Genomic DNA, 16748 nt, shown 5'->3' on the forward strand with positions numbered 1-16748 from the left:
GCTTCTAGCTGTGCGCGATAGTCCTTCCACCAAGCATCCTCGATCTCGTCCACCATGATTTCGATGACGATGATGCGGTCCTTCTGGATCGCGGCGTCCTGCTTCCACAGCCCGTCAGCTGGTGCACGAGTGAAGGCGGTCGCGCCGCCGAACCGGACCGCAAGACCGTCAATAATCTCTTCGATGATCTCTGGCTCGATCGGCCTGCCGCGGCCGGTATCGAGCGGCAAGAACACCTCGACAATCTGCATAGGCTGTTTCCTTCGGGGGGCGGCTTTTTCATGCCCGCAGTGCGGGCTTCTCACCATAGGAGCGGCCAGTGGCCCTGAAAGCAATCCTCGACAGCCTCGATGGCGTCGATCCGCAGTTCCATGACCTCTACGAAGAGAAGGACGGCAAGTTCGTTCTCGTCATCGAAGGGATCGAGCAGCACCCCGGAGCACAGTCGCTGAAGTCTGCCCTTGACCGCGTCCGCGGCGAGAAGCGCACGCTCAGCGACAAGCTGACGACCGCTGAAAGCCGTCTGGAGGGCCTGCCGGACGATTTCGACGCCGACGCCTACGAACATCTGCGCCAGCAGGCGGAAGGCAAGGAACCGGCCAATCTGGACGAGCGGTTGACGGCGCAGAAGACGCAGCTCGAGGCGAAGTTCGCCAAGGAGCGCGAGAAGCTGGAAGGCCGAGCGACGAAGCTGGACGGCGCACTTCGCCGCGTCATGGTCGATGACGGCCTGACGAAGGCTCTCCTGGACGCCGGCATCGACAAGACATTCCTTCCGGCGGCGAAGGCGCTCCTCAAGGAGAAGGGCCAGATCAAGCTCATCGAGGATGACGATGCGATCGAGGTCTTCGCCGACGACGGCGTGAATGACCGCACCCCGCTCTCCGACTACGTCCGCTCGTGGGCCGGTCAGGACGAAGGCAAGCCCTTCATCGCCAAGGCCACAGGCGGCGACGCAAAAGGCGGGCAGGGCCGCTCCTTTGGCGAGAACCCGTTCGACCCGAAGAACCCGAACCGGACGAAGCAGCAGGAGCTGATCGTCGCGAACGACGCCAAGGCCCGCCAGATGGCCGAGGCCGTGGGCATCAAGCCCTACTGGTAAGCATTTCCGGCGTCAGTGACGCCAACAGACCGAGGCTGCGCCCAGTGGGGTGGCCGAACCCAATCCCTTCACCCCACTGATCCAATAGGAGCCTCTCATGGCCACCACCCGCCTGAGCGACGTCATCTATGGCCCGCTCTTCCTCCCGACGACGATCCAGCGCATTGCGCAGCTTTCGCGCATCCGCAACTCGCCGATCGTCTCCGCCGACGCGCAGCTTCAGCAGTTCGCGAACGGCCCCGGCGACCTCGTCCAGATGCCGTTCTGGAACGACCTGACCGGCAACTCCAATGTCTCCACCGACGACCCGGCGCAGAACGCCACGCCGAACAAGCTCACGCAGGGCCAGGACATGGCCCGCAAGATCCGCCGCAACAACGGCTGGCAGTCGGCCAACCTGGTCGCCTCCATGCTGGCGGAAGATCCGCTCGACGCCGTCGCCCAGCTCATCGCCGAGTACTGGGTCCGCGAGGAACAGCGCATCATGGGCCAGCAGATGGCCGGTGTGTTCGCTTCGGCTGGTATGGCCGGCAACGTGCTTGACGTGGCGTCGGAAGACGGGGCGGCCGCACCGGTCAATCTCGATGCCGAGGTGGCCTCAAACGCCTACGCCCTGCTCGGTGAGTACGGGCAGACGCTTTCGGCGGTGATGATGCACAGCCGTGTGTTCTACAACCTGCGGGCTCAGCGGGCGATCGAGTTCGGCCGCGACCCGGTGACCGGTCTCGAGTTCACCCGGTGGGACGACAAAGACGTCTTCGTGTCCGACCAGTGCCCGCGGGAAGCAGGTACCACGAGTGGCTTCAAGTACACGTCCTACCTCTTCGGCAACGGAGCCATCGGCTATGCCGAGGCTACCGGCGAGGGCGGCCCGAAGAAGCCGGTCGAGCTCGACAGCGCGCCGGCTGCCGGCAACGGCGAGGGCGTCGAGACGGTCTGGTACCGTCGCCACTGGGTCATGCACCCGCGCGGTGTCCAGTTCAGCGCGACCCCGGCTTCGGCATCGGGCGTGACCGACGCCGAGCTCGCCGCCGGCGGCAGCTGGACCCGCGTCTACGATCCGAAGCTGATCCGCATGGTGGCGGTCGTCACCAACGGTTGAGGGTAGGGGCTCCGGCCCCGCCCATTCATCCCCTCATCCTCTGGAGAACATCCATGACTACCGAACATCAGAACGATCCGCTTCTGGCGGAGGCGATTGCACGCCGTGACGAAAGCCGAGCCCACATCCTGCGGTCGCGGGCTAATCGGGCCGGGGGCGGCGCCGTCGAGCGGCTCGCCAGTGCCTTCGACAAGATGGCGCAGCAGGCAGAGAAGGCGTCGCGCCAGTCTGCCGACGCCATCGATGACATCGAGCCGCCGCAGCTCGACAAGGCCGGTACCGCCCCAACGCTGTCCGACAGCGCCGGCAATTTCGCGCCGAACCCTGATGTCGCCAACGTCGGCGGCATCGGTGTCGAGGCGAGCAACACCAAGGCCGGGACCGACGAACAGGCGCAGCGCGCCGAGGACGTTGATCTCTCCGGCGCGACCACCGGTGTCGGACCTGACGGTGAGGTCGGCGGCGGTGACGTCATCGACATCCCGTCCGACTGGGAGGGCTCGCACTGGCGCACTCGTGTGGCGCTGGCGGAACGGCTGTCCGGCAAGTCCGATCTCAAGGCCGAAGAGGCCAACGAGATCATCAAGGCCGAGGTTGAGCAGCGCGGATAACTCCGGGGAGGCTGGTCGGGGCAGTCGCCCCGGCTAGTCCCTCGGCTTCACCTCGGCGTGCCGGCGCGCGTGGTCGACGTCGTAAGGCATTTCCGGATTGGCCCCTTTCGGTGGCTCCGCGTTCTCGATGACAGCGGCGATGAGCCGCTCCTCCTCTTCCGAGCCGGCACCAAACGCGTTACCGGCGTCGCTGCGCAAGCCGCCCGCTGTCTGACCGACTCTCTCGTCTTGAGGGCGAGCGTTCGGCCCGTGGGACATCGACGGTGCCGGCTTGTCGGATTCGTCGCCCATTGCTTGTCTCCTTGACGGGGCCATCAATCCGCGCTGGTGCGCGAGCTCAGGTCTTCGAGATCGGGATCGTCGTCTTCCTCATCCCGCACCGCGTCGCGGAGGGCCTCATTGGTGTCCTGCGGCTCGTCAGCACGATCGGAAACGGTCTCTATTTCCTCGGCGCTTGCCGGGTTGTCGGTGCCGGAAACGAGCGTCGGCTTCTTCGGATTAATGTTCATCTGGATCTCCTTCGGAAGGAGAACGCGCGAGTGCGCGATTAGTCGCGGAGGCAGGAATGGTTACATTCTGCGGCGGCGCCGACCGGTCTGATATGTGTTTCGCCGGTGCGGTCCAGTGACCAAGGCAACGGTAGAACTCGTCATGGTCGAATGGGAGGATAGTGCTCAGCCAATTGCACGCTGGGCCTACCTTCGCGACCACGAAAAGCTGTCGCCCGTCGCCTGCGTCTCCGTTGGGTGGCTCATCCAGAAAGACGAGAAAGTTCACGCGCTCGCGCCGAACATGGGCGAGGTCGAGGACCCCGATCACATTCAGGCGTGCGGCATCATCCGTATTCCCACGCGAGCGGTAACGCGGGTCGTACGACTGAAGGAGGGGAAGGTTATTTCTTCTTGCCCTTCGTCTCGTCCTGGCCGAGCGCGGAAGCGGAAACCTTTTTAGTCTCAGCTGGCGTCAGCTTGCCGGTCCGAAGCCCTTTCGACGCTACGGCAGACACGGACTGTGACGTCTCCTTCTTTGCGCCACCGCCGCTGCTTTTGCCGCCTGATGCACTCTTGGCCATCGATAATCTCCGCTGCTGCCACCAACCCAGAATGTCCGAAGCCGCGGCATCCGTCGAGGTGGCGATGATGGATGAAAATGTGGGCGCCGGGCGATTTACGATTGAGCCGCCCGACGCCACGGTATCAGACCTCGTCGGCTTCCTCGGTTTTCGCGAGGATGTCGTCCAGCGTGTCCGCCAGCACGTCGAGTTGATCTCGAGAGGCAGTCAATTCGAGCGTCGCGCCGGAATCATCCTCGATATGCAATTGAGCTGTCTGCCCTTCGCTGTCCGGCTCGATGCGGAACTGGGCAAGCTTCTTGGTGGTGGCTTTGGCCATTGCCGTTCTCCTCTGTGGCGATTGAGAACGTACGGACGGGGCTTTCGCTCCACAGCCGGGGAGCAGTCCGCCCCTCGGCCTCAGCCTGAGGATTCGGCATGAGCAATCTCGTCAGCATCGAGGGCAAGACCAGACGCGGCCAGATCAATCAGCAGGTGATCGAGATGCTCCGCGAATGGCTCGCCAGCGCTGAGAGCGGCGAGGTCGTCGGCGTGATGATCGTCGGCACGTGCGCTGACGGTTCGACGAACACCTCCGCGACCGATGGCGACGATTTCCAGCGGATGCTGGGCGCGATCGAGATCCTTAAAGCGCGTCTGCTGCGGCGGCATCTGGAGGACTGAAGATGCCCGACCACTACGGCACGATCGGCGGCGCCGACGCCTATCACTCGGCGCGTCTGAACGCTGGATGGACCGGCGAGGACACGGCCAAGACCGCTGCCCTCATCCGCGCCTCGTCATGGATCGATGCGACCTACGGCGCCCGGTTCGATGGCATCAGGAGCGGCGGCAGGGAACAACTCCTGGCGTGGCCGCGCACCAACGCCCGCGACGGATCCGGCGAGGCGATCAATAGCGACGCCGTGCCGATCGAGGTTGAGCGCGCGGTCTATGAGGCGGCGCTTCGAGAACTGACGACGCCCGGCTCGCTCTCCCCCGACATCATCCCCGGTTCAATCAAGAAGAAGGTTCGGGTAGAGGGCGCTGTGGAGGTCGAGTACGCCGCCGGTCGTGCAAGGGACATGATGCCCGTCCTCGCCGCTGTGGACGGCCTTCTCGCCTCGCTTCTGACCCGTGGGGCGTCCACGACCAACTGGGTCAAACGGGCATGACCTTCTACGAGGAAATGCAGGGGATCGCCTCAGGCATCCTGGCCGAGTTCAACCAGGGCACGGTTACGCTGCAGAAGACGGTTCCCGGTGCGCCCGACCCGAACACGCCGTGGCTGCCAGGAGCGCCGACGACAGAGACCTACGATCTCGATGCCACCGTCTCCACGGCCTACGTCGAGAACGCCAGCGCGGCCTACCAGGACGGCAGCCTGATCGAGATGAGCGACCTGATCGTGACCTGCGCCGTCCCGCCGGTGGCGCCGTCCCTTGACGACATCATCACCATCGACGGCAAGCCACACACCATCAAGCAGATCAATGCCATTCCGGCCGCCGGCACGCCGGTCGCCTTCAAGATCTTCGTGGGCTCCTGATGGCTGGCTTCCAGGAAGAGGTCGCGGCGTGGGTGGCGAAGACCAACGCCAAGATGGAGTTGGCCGTCCGGAAGATCGCGCTGGACGTGTTCAGCGAGGTCATCCTGATGAGCCCCGTCGATACAGGCCGGTTCCGCGGCAACTGGCAGGTCGCCATCGGCGATGTCCCTGCCGGCACGCTGGAGATCGAGGACAAGGACGGCACCGCAACCATCAGCAAGGTGCAGGCGGCCACGATGGGGCTCGAGGTCGGGCAGACGATCTACCTGATCAACAATCTGCCCTACGCCCAGGCGCTAGAGTTCGGATCATCCCGGCAGGCCCCCGGCGGAATGGTCCGCCTGGCCGCTCAGCGGTGGCAGCCCATCGTCGAGAAGGTCGCTCAGGAGCTTAGCCGGTCGTGAGCGTCGAGAACGACATCCAGAACGCGCTGTTCGCCCGGGTAGCTTCGATCGTCCTGTCGCCTGTCATTCCCGCCGTCTGGCCGAACATGAGCGAGGGAAGCCGCACCACCTACCTCCGCGTCTGGCCGCTGCCGAACCGGCCTGACCGCATCCTCATCGGCTCCGATGGCCCGCACCGCCGGCAAGGCATCCTGCAGCTTTCGCTTTTCACGCCGCTCAATCAGGGCGACGTCGCGAAGCCGATCGCGGACCAGATCGCCGATCACTTTGCGCCCGACACCACGATGACCAGCAACGGCGTCACGGTGCGCGTCACCTCCGCCCCGTTCATCCGCAACGGCAGGCCGGAAACGGCGCATTGGCACACGCCAATCGAGATCCCCTACGAGAGCTTCAGCTAGATCCTCTCCCGCCTGAAAGCCCCTTCGGCAAGGGCATCATCATGACAGGAGGCCGAGATGGCCCTTTATCCGGTTGCCGGCTCCCGGCTGTTCATCGGCGGCGTTCTTTCGGACAAGAGCACCGATTTCATCGCGGCGGACTTTACCGCTGCAGAGCCCTGGGTCGAGATTGACGGCTGGTCGACCATGGGCTCTTCCGGCGACACGTCGGCGCTCATCACCACCGCCCTCATCAATCGCGGCCGGGACGTGAAGCAGAAGGGCACGAAGAACGCTGGCCAGATGCAGAACACCTTCGCGATCATCGAGACCGACCCGGGGCAGATCGCGCTCATCGCCGCGTCCGAGGCCAACGACAACTATGCGTTCCGCATCGAGCTCTCGAGCGGCGGCGAGCGCCTGTTCATCGGCCTGGTCATGAGCGCCCAGGAGTCCGGCGGCGATGCGAACACCATCGCCAATCTCGCGGCGACAGTGGAGATCAATTCCAACGTCGTGAAGGTCCCGGCCTGATGGATATCTCCTCGCTCAAGCGCGACAGCAAGAAGGTCGAGGCCGGCGAGTGGGTCGGCGACATCCCGGGCATGGAAGACGTTCGCCTACGGGTGCGCGGCCTCTCCAGCCCGACCGTGGCAGCCCTTCGCTCCCGCAAGGAACGCAAGGTCTCGCGGGAAGGCCGGGAGCGTGACGGCCAATTGAAGACCGATGTCGCCTTGGTCATCTTCGGCGAGATCCTGCATGAGGCCGTGCTGCTCGAATGGGACGGCATCACATCGGACGGCAAGCCGCTGCCCTTCGATGCCGACATCGCCAAGGTCTGGCTGACGGATCCCGACTTCACCCCGTTCGCCGACGCCGTAGTCTGGGCCGCCCAAGTCGTGGACAAGGGCAGGGCCGGCGATCAGGAAGAAGTGGGAAACGGCTCGCGGCGGCCGTCTCGCGCTACCTAGCCGGGGACGACCTTCTTCTCCAAGGCGATCTGCTGCCGGGTACCTATGAGTGGCTCAATGCCTTCTGGGAGCTCGGCACGGATCGCCCTATCGGCATGTCTGCCGGTCCCATACCGAGCCGGTCCATATCCGAATGGACGGACAGGGAGAGCATGGATGTGGTCGAGGCGCAGAGCTTCCGCTCCGCTATCCGGGCCATGGACAAGGTCTTTCTCGATTGGGCGGCCAAGCCGAAAGCGGAGCGAGAGAACGTGGAATCCCGGCCGATGACCGGGGCCCTGTTTGACGCCCTGTTCGGGTGATGAGGGATGATGCGGTGCTTGCGTGGGGACAGAGGCGACAGCAGGGGAAACGATTAGCTTCGCCTGATCGTCGCCCATTCCTTGAGCTGCTGCCACCAAGATCTACGGCTGCGTTGATGAAGCTCGGCCGCCTCATCTTCCGGCATCGGTTCGTCCCCAAAGATCGATCTCCAGAGCCGCTCTCTATCTTCAACCTCGGCCGGCGTCGGCTCAGCGTTTCCGTTTGCCGCTGGGAGATGTCTCCGGCTTCGTGATCTGGAACGGCTGCGGTTGGCGCTCTTACGCATGGGCCTAAACGTCCGCGTCTGGAGTGGGGACTAGCAAGGGATGATTGGCATCCCCCGAGAAACTTCCGTCCCTCATCGAAACCACCGTCAGTCCTAACCGCATGTCCGCCTCCTTGTTGAGCCGGCAGGCTAGCTACTGGTGCAACGGAAGGCAAAACCATGGACATCTCCCGCCTCGGTATTGCCGTCGAAAGCCGGACGGTCGACGACGCCACACACGCGCTTGAGAAGTTCGTGCAGGTCTCAGGCAGCGCCGAACGTGCCGCCAAGGGCATGGGGAAAGAGACGACCACTGCGGGACGCGCCGCCGCCGCCGCAAATGACAACGCGGCCGGATCTGCGAATCGGGCAGCGATGGCCTACGGCAAGTGGGAGATGGCAGCACGCATGGTCGGCCGGGCCATCGGCCTCATCACGGCTGCACTCGCCACCGGTGCCCTTGCCCGATACGCCGACACATGGTCCGACATCAATGCGCGGGTTGCTCTGGCATCCGGCAGCACGGAAGCCGGCGCCGCGGTGATGGAGCGACTGGGCACCGTCGCCCGCCGCACCTATTCCGATCTGGCGAATACGGCCGAGAGCTACATCGGCAATGCCACGGCTCTACGCGAGCTCGGCTATTCGACGCTCCAGCAGCTCGATTACACCGAGGCGCTGAACCTCGCCCTGGTCGTCTCCGGTGCCCGGGCCGAGCGCGCCGCATCCGTGACTAATGCGCTGACGAAGGCGATGGCGGCGGGCAAGCTGTCCGGCGACGAGCTGAACACCGTGATCCAAACCGGCGGCCGTGTGGCCGAGGTTATCGCGGAGAAGATGGGCGTCACGGTCAACCAGCTTCGCCAACTTGGCGCTGATGGGAAGATCACCGGCGACATTATCTACACGTCGCTGACGGGCAACCTCGAGCTTCTGCAGGAGCAGGCCGAGAGCATGCCGGCGACGATCGGCGACGCCTTCACCCTGCTGCGCAATTCTCTGCTGGAGTGGATCGGCGGCATGGATCAGGCCACCGGCACGTCGGCACGACTGGCAGAGGCCATCATCTACCTCGGCGACAATATCGGGGTGATAGCCCGGGTGGCCGCGGTGGCCGGCGTAGCGCTGGTGACTGCTTTCGCGCCCGCCATCCTCGCTGCCATGGCCGCCGGTTTGATGGCGATCGGCACGGCTGGCGTCGCTGCGATGTCGGCGATCACCGTTGCCATCATGGCCAACCCATTCGGCGCCTTGGCTGTGGCCATCACGACGGTCATTACCGCGGTCTGGCTATTCCGAGACGAGATCAAGCAGGCGGTCGGCGTGGATGTTGCCGAGATCGTCAAGGGTACAGCAAACACCATCGTCGGTCTCTTCGTCGGCGCCTACAACGCTGTTGTCGAGGCCTGGGGCAACCTTCCGACCTTCTTCAGCGCCATCGGCAAGCAGGCGTGGAACAGCTTCATTGCCGAATTCGAAAAGCCCGCATGGGAGATCGGCGGCAAGGTGATCGTTCCGGGCTTCGATCTGTCGGGGATGAAGGGTAGCCTGTCAGAGGCCGAGACGGCAGCTCTGGGCGGTGCCAAAGCCACAATGGTTCAGGCCACGAACACCGACTACTTCCCAGGATGGGGTGGGTCGGGCGGCGATAGCGCTCCTGATGCTGCGGCGATCGAGGAACTGAACCGCCAGCTCAACGCCGTGAACGGCAACGCCGGGTCCGCCGGGGCTGCAATGGATGAGGCGGGCAAGAAGAGCGCCAAGGCAGCCGAGAAGGCCGCCAGGGAGGCGCAGAAGCTCTCGGACGCATACGCCGGCATCGTCACGGGTGCCGAGCGGCACATCGCCGCCTCTCGGGCAGAAGCGGCAGCCCTTGGGCAGACCGCGGAGCAGGCCGCAGCGCTGAAATATCAGACGGACATGCTCAACCAGGCGCGCGACGCCGGGATCAACCTCACGGCAGCGCAGACGGCCGAGTTGAACGCTCTCGGGTCTCAGATGGCCGCTACGGAGGCTGCGACGGCCAAAGCGAAGGAGCAGATGGAGTTCAACCGTGAGACGACCCGCGGCTTCGTCGAGGACCTTCGCTACGGCCTGAACGCAGGCGAGGGGCTGTGGGGATCCTTCAAGAACGCCGCGCTCAATGCCCTCGACAGCATCATCGACAGGATCCAGAACCAGCTCATCGACGCGCTGTTCAGTGCGGGTCAGGCTGGCGGCGGCGGCGGTGGCGGCGGCTTGCTAGGCGCGCTCACCGGTCTCCTTGGTGGCGGCTTCGGATCAGGCACGGTGTCCAGTGGTGCAACGGCGGCCATCATGGCCAACCCTTTCGGCGGATTCTTCGCCGACGGCGGAACGCTCGGCGCCGGCAAGTGGGGCATCGCCGGCGAGAACGGTCCGGAGATCATCAAGGGGCCGGCGCAGGTCATCCCGAACCACCAGATGCCGCGGGTGCGGTCGGCAGCGAATGATGGGGGGCCAATCCAACTGGAAGTCACGTGGAGCGCATCGGTCGACACTAACGGCAATCTGATGCCGTTCGTTGAAGCCGTCTCGACTAAGGCCGCGGAGCAGGGCCGGGATCAGGCAGTTCGGATCGTCCACAAGGGTCTTCCCGACATGATCGGTGACGCCAAGCGCCGAGGTACGACACGTTGACCACCTTTCCCCGCCTTCTCCCGGTCGTGGGCTGGGCCGATATCGACTTTCGGCTTGAGCGATCGGTGTCGCATTCCCGCTCGGGAAATCGGCTGACGAACATTATCGAGGTCGCAGATCCCCTGTGGATGGTGACGCTCAAGACGGGGCTGATCCGCCGGGATCCGTTCACGGAAGTCGAGGCATGGTGGCACTCGCTCAGGGGCGGCCTTCGCAGCGTCCTCTTCTATCATCCCGCATGGCCGGGGCCGCGCTCAAACCGGGGCAACTTGGCGCCAGCGCAGACGGTGGGCGCGGTGGCGTCCATCACCAACAGCAACACGGTGTCTGCCACCGGCCTGAACGCCGGGCTGGTGATCAGCCGCGGCGACTATGTGACGTTCTACAATGGATACTTCCATGTGGCCCAAGTCACGGACACGTCGGGCGCCGGCACCACTCGCACGATCGAGTTCGAGCCGGCCTTTCCCCCGGGCTCAGCCTTCACAGGCGCCGGGGTCTATTTCGACCGGATCAACCTCTACATGCGCCCGGTCGCGGGGTCGTTTGAAAAGTCTGGCGACACGCTGTTCTACCAAGCCTCATTCGACCTGATCGAGACGAGACTGCCATGAGGTCGCTTAACGCAGACACACTGGCACTACTCGACCAAGGCAAGGCTGTCATCCGCGGCATGATCCGCTTTGATTTCGGCACCGGCATTTACTGCTTCTGGAATGGTTCGGCGCCGTTCGAGTTCGAGGGGCGAACCTACCTGCCAGGCGGCGTCATCGAGGTCGAGGACATCCAGGGCAGCTACGGCGCCGAGGCGGTCGGACTCACCCTCCGCCTGGCGGAGGCGCCAGCCGATGGCCTGACGCCGGCAGTGCTCGCGACGATCGAGCAGGAAGACTACCACCAGCGGCCGGTCACCATCTCGGATGCGTACTTCCACCCGGACACGGGCGCGCTGCTCTTCGTTGAGCCGGTCTATCGCGGCCTAGTAGACGTCGTCACGCACGACGCGGGCGAGGAATCGGCGCTGGTGATCCAGTGCGAGAGCCGGGCGCTGGACAACGTGAAGCCGGGCTTCCGGGTTCGCTCGACGGCCGACCAGCAGTCGGTATGGCCGGGCGACCGGTTCTATGAACATGCCGAGGTGTCAGGCAAGCAAGAGATCTTCTGGGGGAGGGACAAGCCATGACCCGCGTCCCCGAATGGGAACAGGCGCTTGTGCGCGCGATCGAGAAGCACGCGACCCTGCCGTTTGCCTGGGGCGTCTCGGACTGCGGCTATCTCGCAACGGATTGTATCGAGGCCGTCACCGGATCGCTGCCGTTCAAGAAGTTCCGCGGCTACAAGACAGAGGTAGGCGCGGCCAAGAAGCTGCTAAGGGCCGGCTTCAACGACATCGGCGACCTGTTCGCGTCGGCCTATGAGCCCATCCCACCTGCGATGGCGCAGCGCGGCGATGTCGGAACGATCGAGCGTGACGGCAAGGTCGGAGCCGCGGTCGTTACCTCCTTCGGCGTCGCTATCAAGACCGAGCACGGCGTCGGCTACGAGCCGATCACGGCGCTCTCCCGAGCCTTTCGCATCGGATAATCCATGCCTTTCATCGCACCAGCCATCGCGGCCATTGGCGCCGCCGTCACCGGCATTGCGTCCTTCGTCGGCGGGCTCGGCGTCGTCGGCCAGGCGCTGCTCGGCATCGGGCTCAACTTCGCTGTCAATGCGCTCCGGGGCGATCAGCAACAGCAGGCCGTCACAGGCACGCAGTTGCAGGTGCAGTATGGCGCCGATCGGCCGCGCGAGATCGCAGTCGGGCTCGTCGCCGTCGCCGGACACGACGTCTACACGAACACCTACGGCCCATCGAACAAGTACATGCAGAAGGTGTTCGTGCTGTCGGACTTTCCGGTCACGGCGCTGACGCGGATCGCTGTCAACGGCGAGTGGCGGACGATCAACTGGGGCAATGTCGAGGGCCGCGGGGCGCAGGTCACCGGGTTCGACGGCGACGTGCTGCGCATCCGGTTCTACGACGGGCGGCACACCGCGCTGCAGGCGGCCGAGTTCGGCGAGCACGGTCTGGTCGGATCGTCCAACCCGGCCGGGCGGTGGACGGCGGAGCACGTCGGGAAGAGCACGGCCTTCGTCGTCATCAATGCCCGCTTCGACGACGAGGAGATGGCCTCGCTGCCGCAGTTCCTGTTTGAGTTTCAGGGGGCGCCGCTCTACGACCCGCGCAAGGATACGACATCCGGCGGCGCCGGGGCGCATCGCTGGAACGACGTCGCGACATGGGAGTATTCCGAGAACCCGATCGTCCAGGCCTACAACTACGAGCGCGGGTTCTTCGCCAACGGCCAGTTGCTCGTGGGCAAGGGCGTGCCGGAGATCGACCTTCCCGCCGCCCCATGGATGTCGGCCGCCAATGTCTGCGATGAGAGCACGCCGACACGGGCGTTCCGCTACAGGGCAGGGGCGTTGTTCTCGACCAGCGATGGGGTGACGCATTCGGACAACCTGGCGCCCGTCCTCGAGGCCTGCAGCGGCGGCCTGTTCTATCTGGTCGACGGCGACCATCCGATCGTCGGCGCCAACCAGCCGGTGGTCGCGACGCTCACCGACGACGACATCATCGTCGGCTCTCCGCGGCAGTTCCGCGCCAAGCGGCGTTCGGATCTCGTCAACACGGTCTTCGGCACCTACAACTCGCCGGACGATCTGTGGGCGGCGACCTCCTACGATCCGCGGTCTTCGGCCGAGGCTCTTGCCGCCGATCGCGAGCGGCACGCCAAGGCGCTGAACTTCGGCGCCGTGTTCCTCGCCAGCCAGGCGTCGGACCTTGCCGAGGCGGCGCTGCGCCGGGCACGCTACCAGGCGTCCGAGACAATCATCGTCCGGCCACGGTGGATCGTGCTCGAGCCGGGCGACTGGATCTCGCTCGCCAGCGCCCGCTACGGCACGCGGACCTATCAGGTGGTTGGGCGCTCGCTGGGCGCGCTGAACGCCAACGGCGCCCGCAACGTGACGCTGACGCTGGATGAGGTCGGCAACGGCATCTATGACAGCTCCATCGTCATCCCGGAGCGGCCGGTGCGGATCGCGCCTGCTTTCCCGGTGCGGCTGTCGACGCTGCAGGGCTTCCTCGCCTACGCGAGCCAGGTCACCAGCGAGTCGGGCAGGGCGCTGCCGGCCATCACGGTGCAGTGGGATCTGATCGACGACGTGACGGTCGACTCCGTCCTGATCGAATACTGGAAGTCGGACGATCCGACGCGGCGCATCCAGGCGAACTTCGAAAGGGCGTCGGTCACCGGCGTCGTCGCCGAGGGGCTGGTGCCGCGCACCTCCTACACGCTGCAGGGCACGGTGGTAACCAACCCGCCGCGGAACACGTTCTTCTCGGCGCCGCAGATCGTCACGACGCTGACGGAAGACCTGGCGGCGGAGCTTGCCGATCTGCAGGAGGATATTCAGGAGATCCTGCGGTTCGGGCCGGAGAGCCTCGGGAAGCTTGAGGAACTGCTGGAAGGACTGGCGGCGACCATCGCCACAACCAACGTGGTTCAGCACAGCGAGGCAGAGAGCGCCAGCGCCGCTATCATCGAGGAACGGACGACGCGGGCGACCGAGACCGAGGCACTTGCCCGTCGGACGGACGGCGTGGTGGCAACCCTCACGGATGTTGAGACGAAGGTCACCGGGACTGCTCAGGCCGTCACCACCCTTGAAGGGCGAGTGACAAGCGCCGAGGGAACGGTCACCGCGGCGGCAAGCGCTGTGACGGCTGCAACCGCTCGGATCGACAATGCCGAGGGGGTGGCGCTCGGAGCCGCGAGTGCCGTCAACTCTCTCAGCGCGACGGTGACGCAGAACACCAGTTCCATCACCGCTCAGGCAGCCCTCATCAACGGCGTTCAGGCGACTGTGGACGGGGTCTCCGCCAATGGCCTGTTCTCTGTCGACGCAATCGCCGGGGACGGCATCGGCAGCGTCCGCATGGCGCTGTTCGCGCGGGTCAACGACAGCGTCGGCTATGTCGACTCCGGCCTCTACATCGATGTCACCGGAGGCGTCGGAACGGTCCTCATTCAAGCCAACCGCTTCATCGTCACGGACGGCAGCGCATCCACCTATCCTTTCGTTATCCAGGGCGGCGTGGTGAAGCTGGCGATTGCCCGGTTCCAGCAGCTCGTCTCCGACAACGGCAAGATGGTCATCGACGGTTCGGGCGGGACGATCTCGATCTATGACTAGGGGGGTCTACATCGCGCCCGATCGGATCGTGCTGAGCCTGGCCGGGTTTGAGGCCGGGCCGGCGACCCCGATGGACGGGAAACTGTTCGACAGCGCATGGCCGTCCACGGCGCTCGTCCTCGCGAGGGGGCTCTATATCGACCCCACCCCTTCGAACGGCCCTCCGAACTACCCTGCCTACACGACCGCCTCCAGCCTCCACGTCATTGGCATCCCGACCTTTCCGTTCCCGATCGTCTTCACCGCCATCACTGTGGGAACGACGGCGTTCTCGTACGCTGCCGGGGCTTTCTCGGTAGACGGCTGGGTCATCTACCCGGATCAGGTCCAGAAAGCCCGGAGAACGTTGGTAGACGGCGGCGTCACCTACTACTCACAGGAGAGCTTCTTCTGGATGGTTCTGAAGGGGTGATCCTTGCCTAAACGAATGCGATTGGGGCTGAAGCCCAACGGCACGTACGGGATCCGCATCTCCTCGCCCGGGACCGATGTCGACAATCCGGCTTCACCGGCGATCTTCGACTCTGACAGTCTCTACGCGCAGAAGCTGTTCTCGGCATACGTTGGCATCGGCCAGAGCGTATCATATCAGTTCCAGCAAGTCGGGGGGATCATCGGCTTTGGCTATTACTTGGCCCAATACAGTTTCTCGGGGACGTACATGTTCCCCTATGCGCTGCCCTTCCTCCCGGTGGCGATGGTCTACTACGATTATCACGATCAGCAGATTGCCGCGCCGCGAGCGCTCTTTACGGGGCGCGGTTTTCATCAGACCAGCGTCATGGATGTGGTCTACACGCCCTCTACAGATCGCGTCGTGTTTTCGGGATCGTTTGCCCAGATCGGCCCTATCCAGCAGGACCCTGCGCCCCCGAACGACTTCCAGATGTACGGCGCCTACGTGAGCGTCCTCAACATCCCGATCGGCTGAGGTCGAATGGCCAGACGCGTTTACCTTGCCCCCGGGCTGATCCGGGTGTCCGCTCCTGGTTACGATGCGGCATCGGCGCCGATCCAGGGGCTGCTGTTTTCCGAGGCCTTCGGCAGCCTCCTTGATGCAACCGACCTGTACGTCTCAGTGGTGGCAGACCAGATGACCGGCGTTGCGCTTCCAGTACCGGGGCGGGTTCCGCCGATCCTCGTCCTCAACAACGGCGGCGCCCGGTACATGTTTATCAATACGGAACTGACGGCCCTCTTCATCTTCGGGCAAGTGACAGGAACCGCTCACATCCGGGTATTCAGCGGCAGGCTCTTTTGATGGCTGACATTCTTTACAATCGCGAAGAGACCTTGCTCGGCTACAACGTCGTCTTGGCGAAAGACGACGGGCGTCCGTACTTGAGCCCCGGCAAGCCATTCGTCCAAGGGTATCTGGACCGGCTTCGCGCCAACGGCGACCGGCTCGGCATCGTGCCGGAAGACGTGCCCATGAACGAAGTGTTCGGCGGCATGTGGCTTCCAGGCGATCTGGAGCCGCTTGTGCCACGCCCGGCCATCACCGCGACGGTGTCGAAAGCCGCCATCCTCGCCGACGGCGCCGACAAGGCCGTGATCAGCGGCCTGCCCAAGCCCTGCGTCGTCCGCGTTGACGGCCAGTCCGTTGAGCGCAAGGGCGGGACGCTCACGCTGACAGCAGACGTACCGGGCACGTACCGGATCGAGGTCGATCAGTGGCCCTACCTGCCGTGGTCGGTGGAGATCGTCGCCACATGAAGATGACGAAGGACATGGCGGCGTTCCGCGCCGTAGCGCAGGCGCGCCTCGACCAGATCTTCGCCGATCGCTACGCAGCCATCCTCGGCCCCCTGCAAGCGATCCATGAACGCAAGGCGGCAGAGGCGAGGCAGGTGATCGCATCGGGCGTCACCTCGCTGCTGCTGGCGCCGGAGGCCAAGCGGCGCGGCCTCGACGAAAAGGCGCTCGCGGCGCAAGTGATGATCCGCGCCGACCGCCAGGCTGCGCAGATCGGCGCACTCGAGGCGGAGCGGCAGGACGCGCAGGCGGAGATCGCCGCAGCCGAGTCACCCGCCGAACTCGACAGCATCATCGCCGCCCACGGCGGCTGACACTCTTCCACCATTCCCAGACATGACAGGAGCGCGGC

At 64.8% G+C, this 16748-nt stretch carries 26 protein-coding genes; 21 read left to right on the forward strand and 5 right to left on the reverse strand.

Features of this window, described 5'->3' with window-relative positions:
* On the reverse strand, positions 1-251 hold a 251-nt coding region (locus tag GGR03_RS00005; protein ID WP_183205172.1), incomplete at its 3' end, for a hypothetical protein.
* Between the two features lie 68 nt (positions 252-319).
* On the opposite strand from GGR03_RS00005, the gene GGR03_RS00010 reads away from it, so the two are divergent.
* From GGR03_RS00010 to GGR03_RS00020, 3 genes are all read left to right on the forward strand, one after another.
* A complete protein-coding gene (locus tag GGR03_RS00010; protein WP_183205173.1) occupies positions 320-1102 on the forward strand; it encodes a hypothetical protein in 783 nt (260 codons plus the stop codon).
* Between the two features lie 97 nt (positions 1103-1199).
* The gene (locus GGR03_RS00015; protein WP_183205174.1) at positions 1200-2204 is read left to right on the forward strand and encodes a hypothetical protein; all 1005 of its coding nucleotides are present in this window, start codon (positions 1200-1202) and stop codon (positions 2202-2204) included.
* Between the two features lie 53 nt (positions 2205-2257).
* On the forward strand, positions 2258-2815 hold the full coding sequence (locus GGR03_RS00020) for a hypothetical protein (RefSeq protein ID WP_183205175.1): 558 nt from the start codon (positions 2258-2260) through the stop codon (positions 2813-2815).
* A 33-nt stretch (positions 2816-2848) separates the two neighbouring features.
* Here GGR03_RS00020 and GGR03_RS00025 read toward each other — a convergent pair whose 3' ends face one another.
* The 4 genes from GGR03_RS00025 to GGR03_RS00040 all read right to left on the reverse strand — a co-directional run bounded on the left by GGR03_RS00025 (position 2849) and on the right by GGR03_RS00040 (position 4206).
* The gene (locus GGR03_RS00025) at positions 2849-3106 is read right to left on the reverse strand and encodes a hypothetical protein (protein ID WP_183205176.1); all 258 of its coding nucleotides are present in this window, start codon (positions 3104-3106) and stop codon (positions 2849-2851) included.
* Between the two features lie 23 nt (positions 3107-3129).
* The gene (locus tag GGR03_RS00030) at positions 3130-3324 is read right to left on the reverse strand and encodes a hypothetical protein (protein WP_183205178.1); all 195 of its coding nucleotides are present in this window, start codon (positions 3322-3324) and stop codon (positions 3130-3132) included.
* A 383-nt stretch (positions 3325-3707) separates the two neighbouring features.
* Positions 3708-3887, reverse strand: a complete 180-nt coding sequence (locus tag GGR03_RS00035) for a hypothetical protein (RefSeq protein WP_183205180.1) — start codon at positions 3885-3887, stop codon at positions 3708-3710.
* A 124-nt stretch (positions 3888-4011) separates the two neighbouring features.
* Complete coding sequence (locus GGR03_RS00040; protein ID WP_183205182.1) at positions 4012-4206, reverse strand: hypothetical protein; 195 nt, start codon at positions 4204-4206, stop codon at positions 4012-4014.
* A gap of 98 nt (positions 4207-4304) precedes the next feature.
* Here GGR03_RS00040 and GGR03_RS00045 point away from each other — a divergent pair, with 98 nt between their 5' ends.
* The 18 genes from GGR03_RS00045 (at position 4305) to GGR03_RS00130 (ending at position 16710) form a co-directional block, all read left to right on the forward strand.
* A complete protein-coding gene (locus GGR03_RS00045) occupies positions 4305-4550 on the forward strand; it encodes a hypothetical protein (protein WP_183205184.1) in 246 nt (81 codons plus the stop codon).
* Between the two features lie 2 nt (positions 4551-4552).
* Positions 4553-5041 carry a DnaT-like ssDNA-binding protein gene (locus tag GGR03_RS00050; protein WP_183205186.1) on the forward strand — a complete coding sequence of 163 codons (489 nt, stop codon included), beginning with the start codon at positions 4553-4555 and terminating at the stop codon, positions 5039-5041.
* Positions 5038-5415, forward strand: a complete 378-nt coding sequence (locus tag GGR03_RS00055; protein ID WP_183205188.1) for a hypothetical protein — start codon at positions 5038-5040, stop codon at positions 5413-5415. Before GGR03_RS00050 ends, GGR03_RS00055 begins: the two co-directional genes overlap by 4 nt.
* Complete coding sequence (locus GGR03_RS00060) at positions 5415-5819, forward strand: HK97 gp10 family phage protein (protein WP_183205190.1); 405 nt, start codon at positions 5415-5417, stop codon at positions 5817-5819. Before GGR03_RS00055 ends, GGR03_RS00060 begins: the two co-directional genes overlap by 1 nt.
* A complete protein-coding gene (locus GGR03_RS00065; RefSeq protein ID WP_183205192.1) occupies positions 5816-6220 on the forward strand; it encodes a phage tail terminator-like protein in 405 nt (134 codons plus the stop codon). Before GGR03_RS00060 ends, GGR03_RS00065 begins: the two co-directional genes overlap by 4 nt.
* A 57-nt stretch (positions 6221-6277) precedes the next feature.
* The gene (locus GGR03_RS00070; protein WP_183205193.1) at positions 6278-6733 is read left to right on the forward strand and encodes a hypothetical protein; all 456 of its coding nucleotides are present in this window, start codon (positions 6278-6280) and stop codon (positions 6731-6733) included.
* Positions 6733-7170 carry a hypothetical protein gene (locus GGR03_RS00075; RefSeq protein WP_183205194.1) on the forward strand — a complete coding sequence of 146 codons (438 nt, stop codon included), beginning with the start codon at positions 6733-6735 and terminating at the stop codon, positions 7168-7170. Before GGR03_RS00070 ends, GGR03_RS00075 begins: the two co-directional genes overlap by 1 nt.
* 32 nt (positions 7171-7202) lie before the next feature.
* Positions 7203-7472, forward strand: coding sequence for a phage tail assembly chaperone (locus GGR03_RS24850; protein ID WP_425486700.1), 270 nt, complete (start codon positions 7203-7205; stop codon positions 7470-7472).
* A 446-nt stretch (positions 7473-7918) separates the two neighbouring features.
* The gene (locus tag GGR03_RS00085; protein WP_183205196.1) at positions 7919-10396 is read left to right on the forward strand and encodes a tape measure protein; all 2478 of its coding nucleotides are present in this window, start codon (positions 7919-7921) and stop codon (positions 10394-10396) included.
* Positions 10393-11010 carry a hypothetical protein gene (locus tag GGR03_RS00090; RefSeq protein WP_183205197.1) on the forward strand — a complete coding sequence of 206 codons (618 nt, stop codon included), beginning with the start codon at positions 10393-10395 and terminating at the stop codon, positions 11008-11010. Before GGR03_RS00085 ends, GGR03_RS00090 begins: the two co-directional genes overlap by 4 nt.
* Positions 11007-11579 (forward strand): DUF2163 domain-containing protein, encoded by a 573-nt coding sequence (locus GGR03_RS00095; RefSeq protein WP_183205198.1) that lies wholly within the window; start codon positions 11007-11009, stop codon positions 11577-11579. Before GGR03_RS00090 ends, GGR03_RS00095 begins: the two co-directional genes overlap by 4 nt.
* Positions 11576-11980 (forward strand): DUF6950 family protein, encoded by a 405-nt coding sequence (locus tag GGR03_RS00100; protein WP_183205200.1) that lies wholly within the window; start codon positions 11576-11578, stop codon positions 11978-11980. Before GGR03_RS00095 ends, GGR03_RS00100 begins: the two co-directional genes overlap by 4 nt.
* A gap of 3 nt (positions 11981-11983) precedes the next feature.
* Positions 11984-14641, forward strand: coding sequence for a phage tail protein (locus GGR03_RS00105; protein ID WP_183205202.1), 2658 nt, complete (start codon positions 11984-11986; stop codon positions 14639-14641).
* Entirely contained in the window at positions 14634-15053 is a 420-nt protein-coding gene (locus GGR03_RS00110; protein ID WP_183205204.1) for a hypothetical protein, read from the forward strand. The genes GGR03_RS00105 and GGR03_RS00110 overlap by 8 nt, the downstream gene beginning before the upstream one ends.
* A 21-nt stretch (positions 15054-15074) precedes the next feature.
* On the forward strand, positions 15075-15572 hold the full coding sequence (locus GGR03_RS00115) for a hypothetical protein (RefSeq protein ID WP_183205206.1): 498 nt from the start codon (positions 15075-15077) through the stop codon (positions 15570-15572).
* Between the two features lie 6 nt (positions 15573-15578).
* Entirely contained in the window at positions 15579-15902 is a 324-nt protein-coding gene (locus tag GGR03_RS00120; protein WP_183205208.1) for a hypothetical protein, read from the forward strand.
* A complete protein-coding gene (locus GGR03_RS00125) occupies positions 15902-16357 on the forward strand; it encodes a hypothetical protein (protein WP_183205210.1) in 456 nt (151 codons plus the stop codon). The genes GGR03_RS00120 and GGR03_RS00125 overlap by 1 nt, the downstream gene beginning before the upstream one ends.
* Positions 16354-16710, forward strand: a complete 357-nt coding sequence (locus GGR03_RS00130; RefSeq protein WP_183205212.1) for a hypothetical protein — start codon at positions 16354-16356, stop codon at positions 16708-16710. Before GGR03_RS00125 ends, GGR03_RS00130 begins: the two co-directional genes overlap by 4 nt.
* The last annotated feature ends 38 nt before the right edge of the window (positions 16711-16748 follow it).

The sequence above is a fragment of the Aurantimonas endophytica genome (assembly GCF_014196845.1).
GTDB lineage: Bacteria > Pseudomonadota > Alphaproteobacteria > Rhizobiales > Rhizobiaceae > Aurantimonas > Aurantimonas endophytica.

What these genes read in the sequence shown, in the direction of transcription:
- GGR03_RS00085 (WP_183205196.1), top strand. Translation starts at nt 7,919, where the DNA reads ATGGACATCTCCCGCCTCGGTATTGCCGTCGAAAGCCGGACGGTCGAC.
- GGR03_RS00105 (WP_183205202.1), top strand. Translation starts at nt 11,984, where the DNA reads ATGCCTTTCATCGCACCAGCCATCGCGGCCATTGGCGCCGCCGTCACC.
- GGR03_RS00100 (WP_183205200.1), top strand. Translation starts at nt 11,576, where the DNA reads ATGACCCGCGTCCCCGAATGGGAACAGGCGCTTGTGCGCGCGATCGAG.
- GGR03_RS00130 (WP_183205212.1), top strand. Translation starts at nt 16,354, where the DNA reads ATGAAGATGACGAAGGACATGGCGGCGTTCCGCGCCGTAGCGCAGGCG.
- GGR03_RS00125 (WP_183205210.1), top strand. Translation starts at nt 15,902, where the DNA reads ATGGCTGACATTCTTTACAATCGCGAAGAGACCTTGCTCGGCTACAAC.
- GGR03_RS00030 (WP_183205178.1), bottom strand. Translation starts at nt 3,324, where the DNA reads ATGAACATTAATCCGAAGAAGCCGACGCTCGTTTCCGGCACCGACAAC.
- GGR03_RS00060 (WP_183205190.1), top strand. Translation starts at nt 5,415, where the DNA reads ATGGCTGGCTTCCAGGAAGAGGTCGCGGCGTGGGTGGCGAAGACCAAC.
- GGR03_RS00045 (WP_183205184.1), top strand. Translation starts at nt 4,305, where the DNA reads ATGAGCAATCTCGTCAGCATCGAGGGCAAGACCAGACGCGGCCAGATC.
- GGR03_RS00035 (WP_183205180.1), bottom strand. Translation starts at nt 3,887, where the DNA reads ATGGCCAAGAGTGCATCAGGCGGCAAAAGCAGCGGCGGTGGCGCAAAG.
- GGR03_RS00070 (WP_183205193.1), top strand. Translation starts at nt 6,278, where the DNA reads ATGGCCCTTTATCCGGTTGCCGGCTCCCGGCTGTTCATCGGCGGCGTT.
- GGR03_RS00110 (WP_183205204.1), top strand. Translation starts at nt 14,634, where the DNA reads ATGACTAGGGGGGTCTACATCGCGCCCGATCGGATCGTGCTGAGCCTG.
- GGR03_RS00120 (WP_183205208.1), top strand. Translation starts at nt 15,579, where the DNA reads ATGGCCAGACGCGTTTACCTTGCCCCCGGGCTGATCCGGGTGTCCGCT.
- GGR03_RS00040 (WP_183205182.1), bottom strand. Translation starts at nt 4,206, where the DNA reads ATGGCCAAAGCCACCACCAAGAAGCTTGCCCAGTTCCGCATCGAGCCG.
- GGR03_RS00050 (WP_183205186.1), top strand. Translation starts at nt 4,553, where the DNA reads ATGCCCGACCACTACGGCACGATCGGCGGCGCCGACGCCTATCACTCG.
- GGR03_RS00075 (WP_183205194.1), top strand. Translation starts at nt 6,733, where the DNA reads ATGGATATCTCCTCGCTCAAGCGCGACAGCAAGAAGGTCGAGGCCGGC.
- GGR03_RS00020 (WP_183205175.1), top strand. Translation starts at nt 2,258, where the DNA reads ATGACTACCGAACATCAGAACGATCCGCTTCTGGCGGAGGCGATTGCA.
- GGR03_RS00025 (WP_183205176.1), bottom strand. Translation starts at nt 3,106, where the DNA reads ATGGGCGACGAATCCGACAAGCCGGCACCGTCGATGTCCCACGGGCCG.
- GGR03_RS00055 (WP_183205188.1), top strand. Translation starts at nt 5,038, where the DNA reads ATGACCTTCTACGAGGAAATGCAGGGGATCGCCTCAGGCATCCTGGCC.
- GGR03_RS00095 (WP_183205198.1), top strand. Translation starts at nt 11,007, where the DNA reads ATGAGGTCGCTTAACGCAGACACACTGGCACTACTCGACCAAGGCAAG.
- GGR03_RS00015 (WP_183205174.1), top strand. Translation starts at nt 1,200, where the DNA reads ATGGCCACCACCCGCCTGAGCGACGTCATCTATGGCCCGCTCTTCCTC.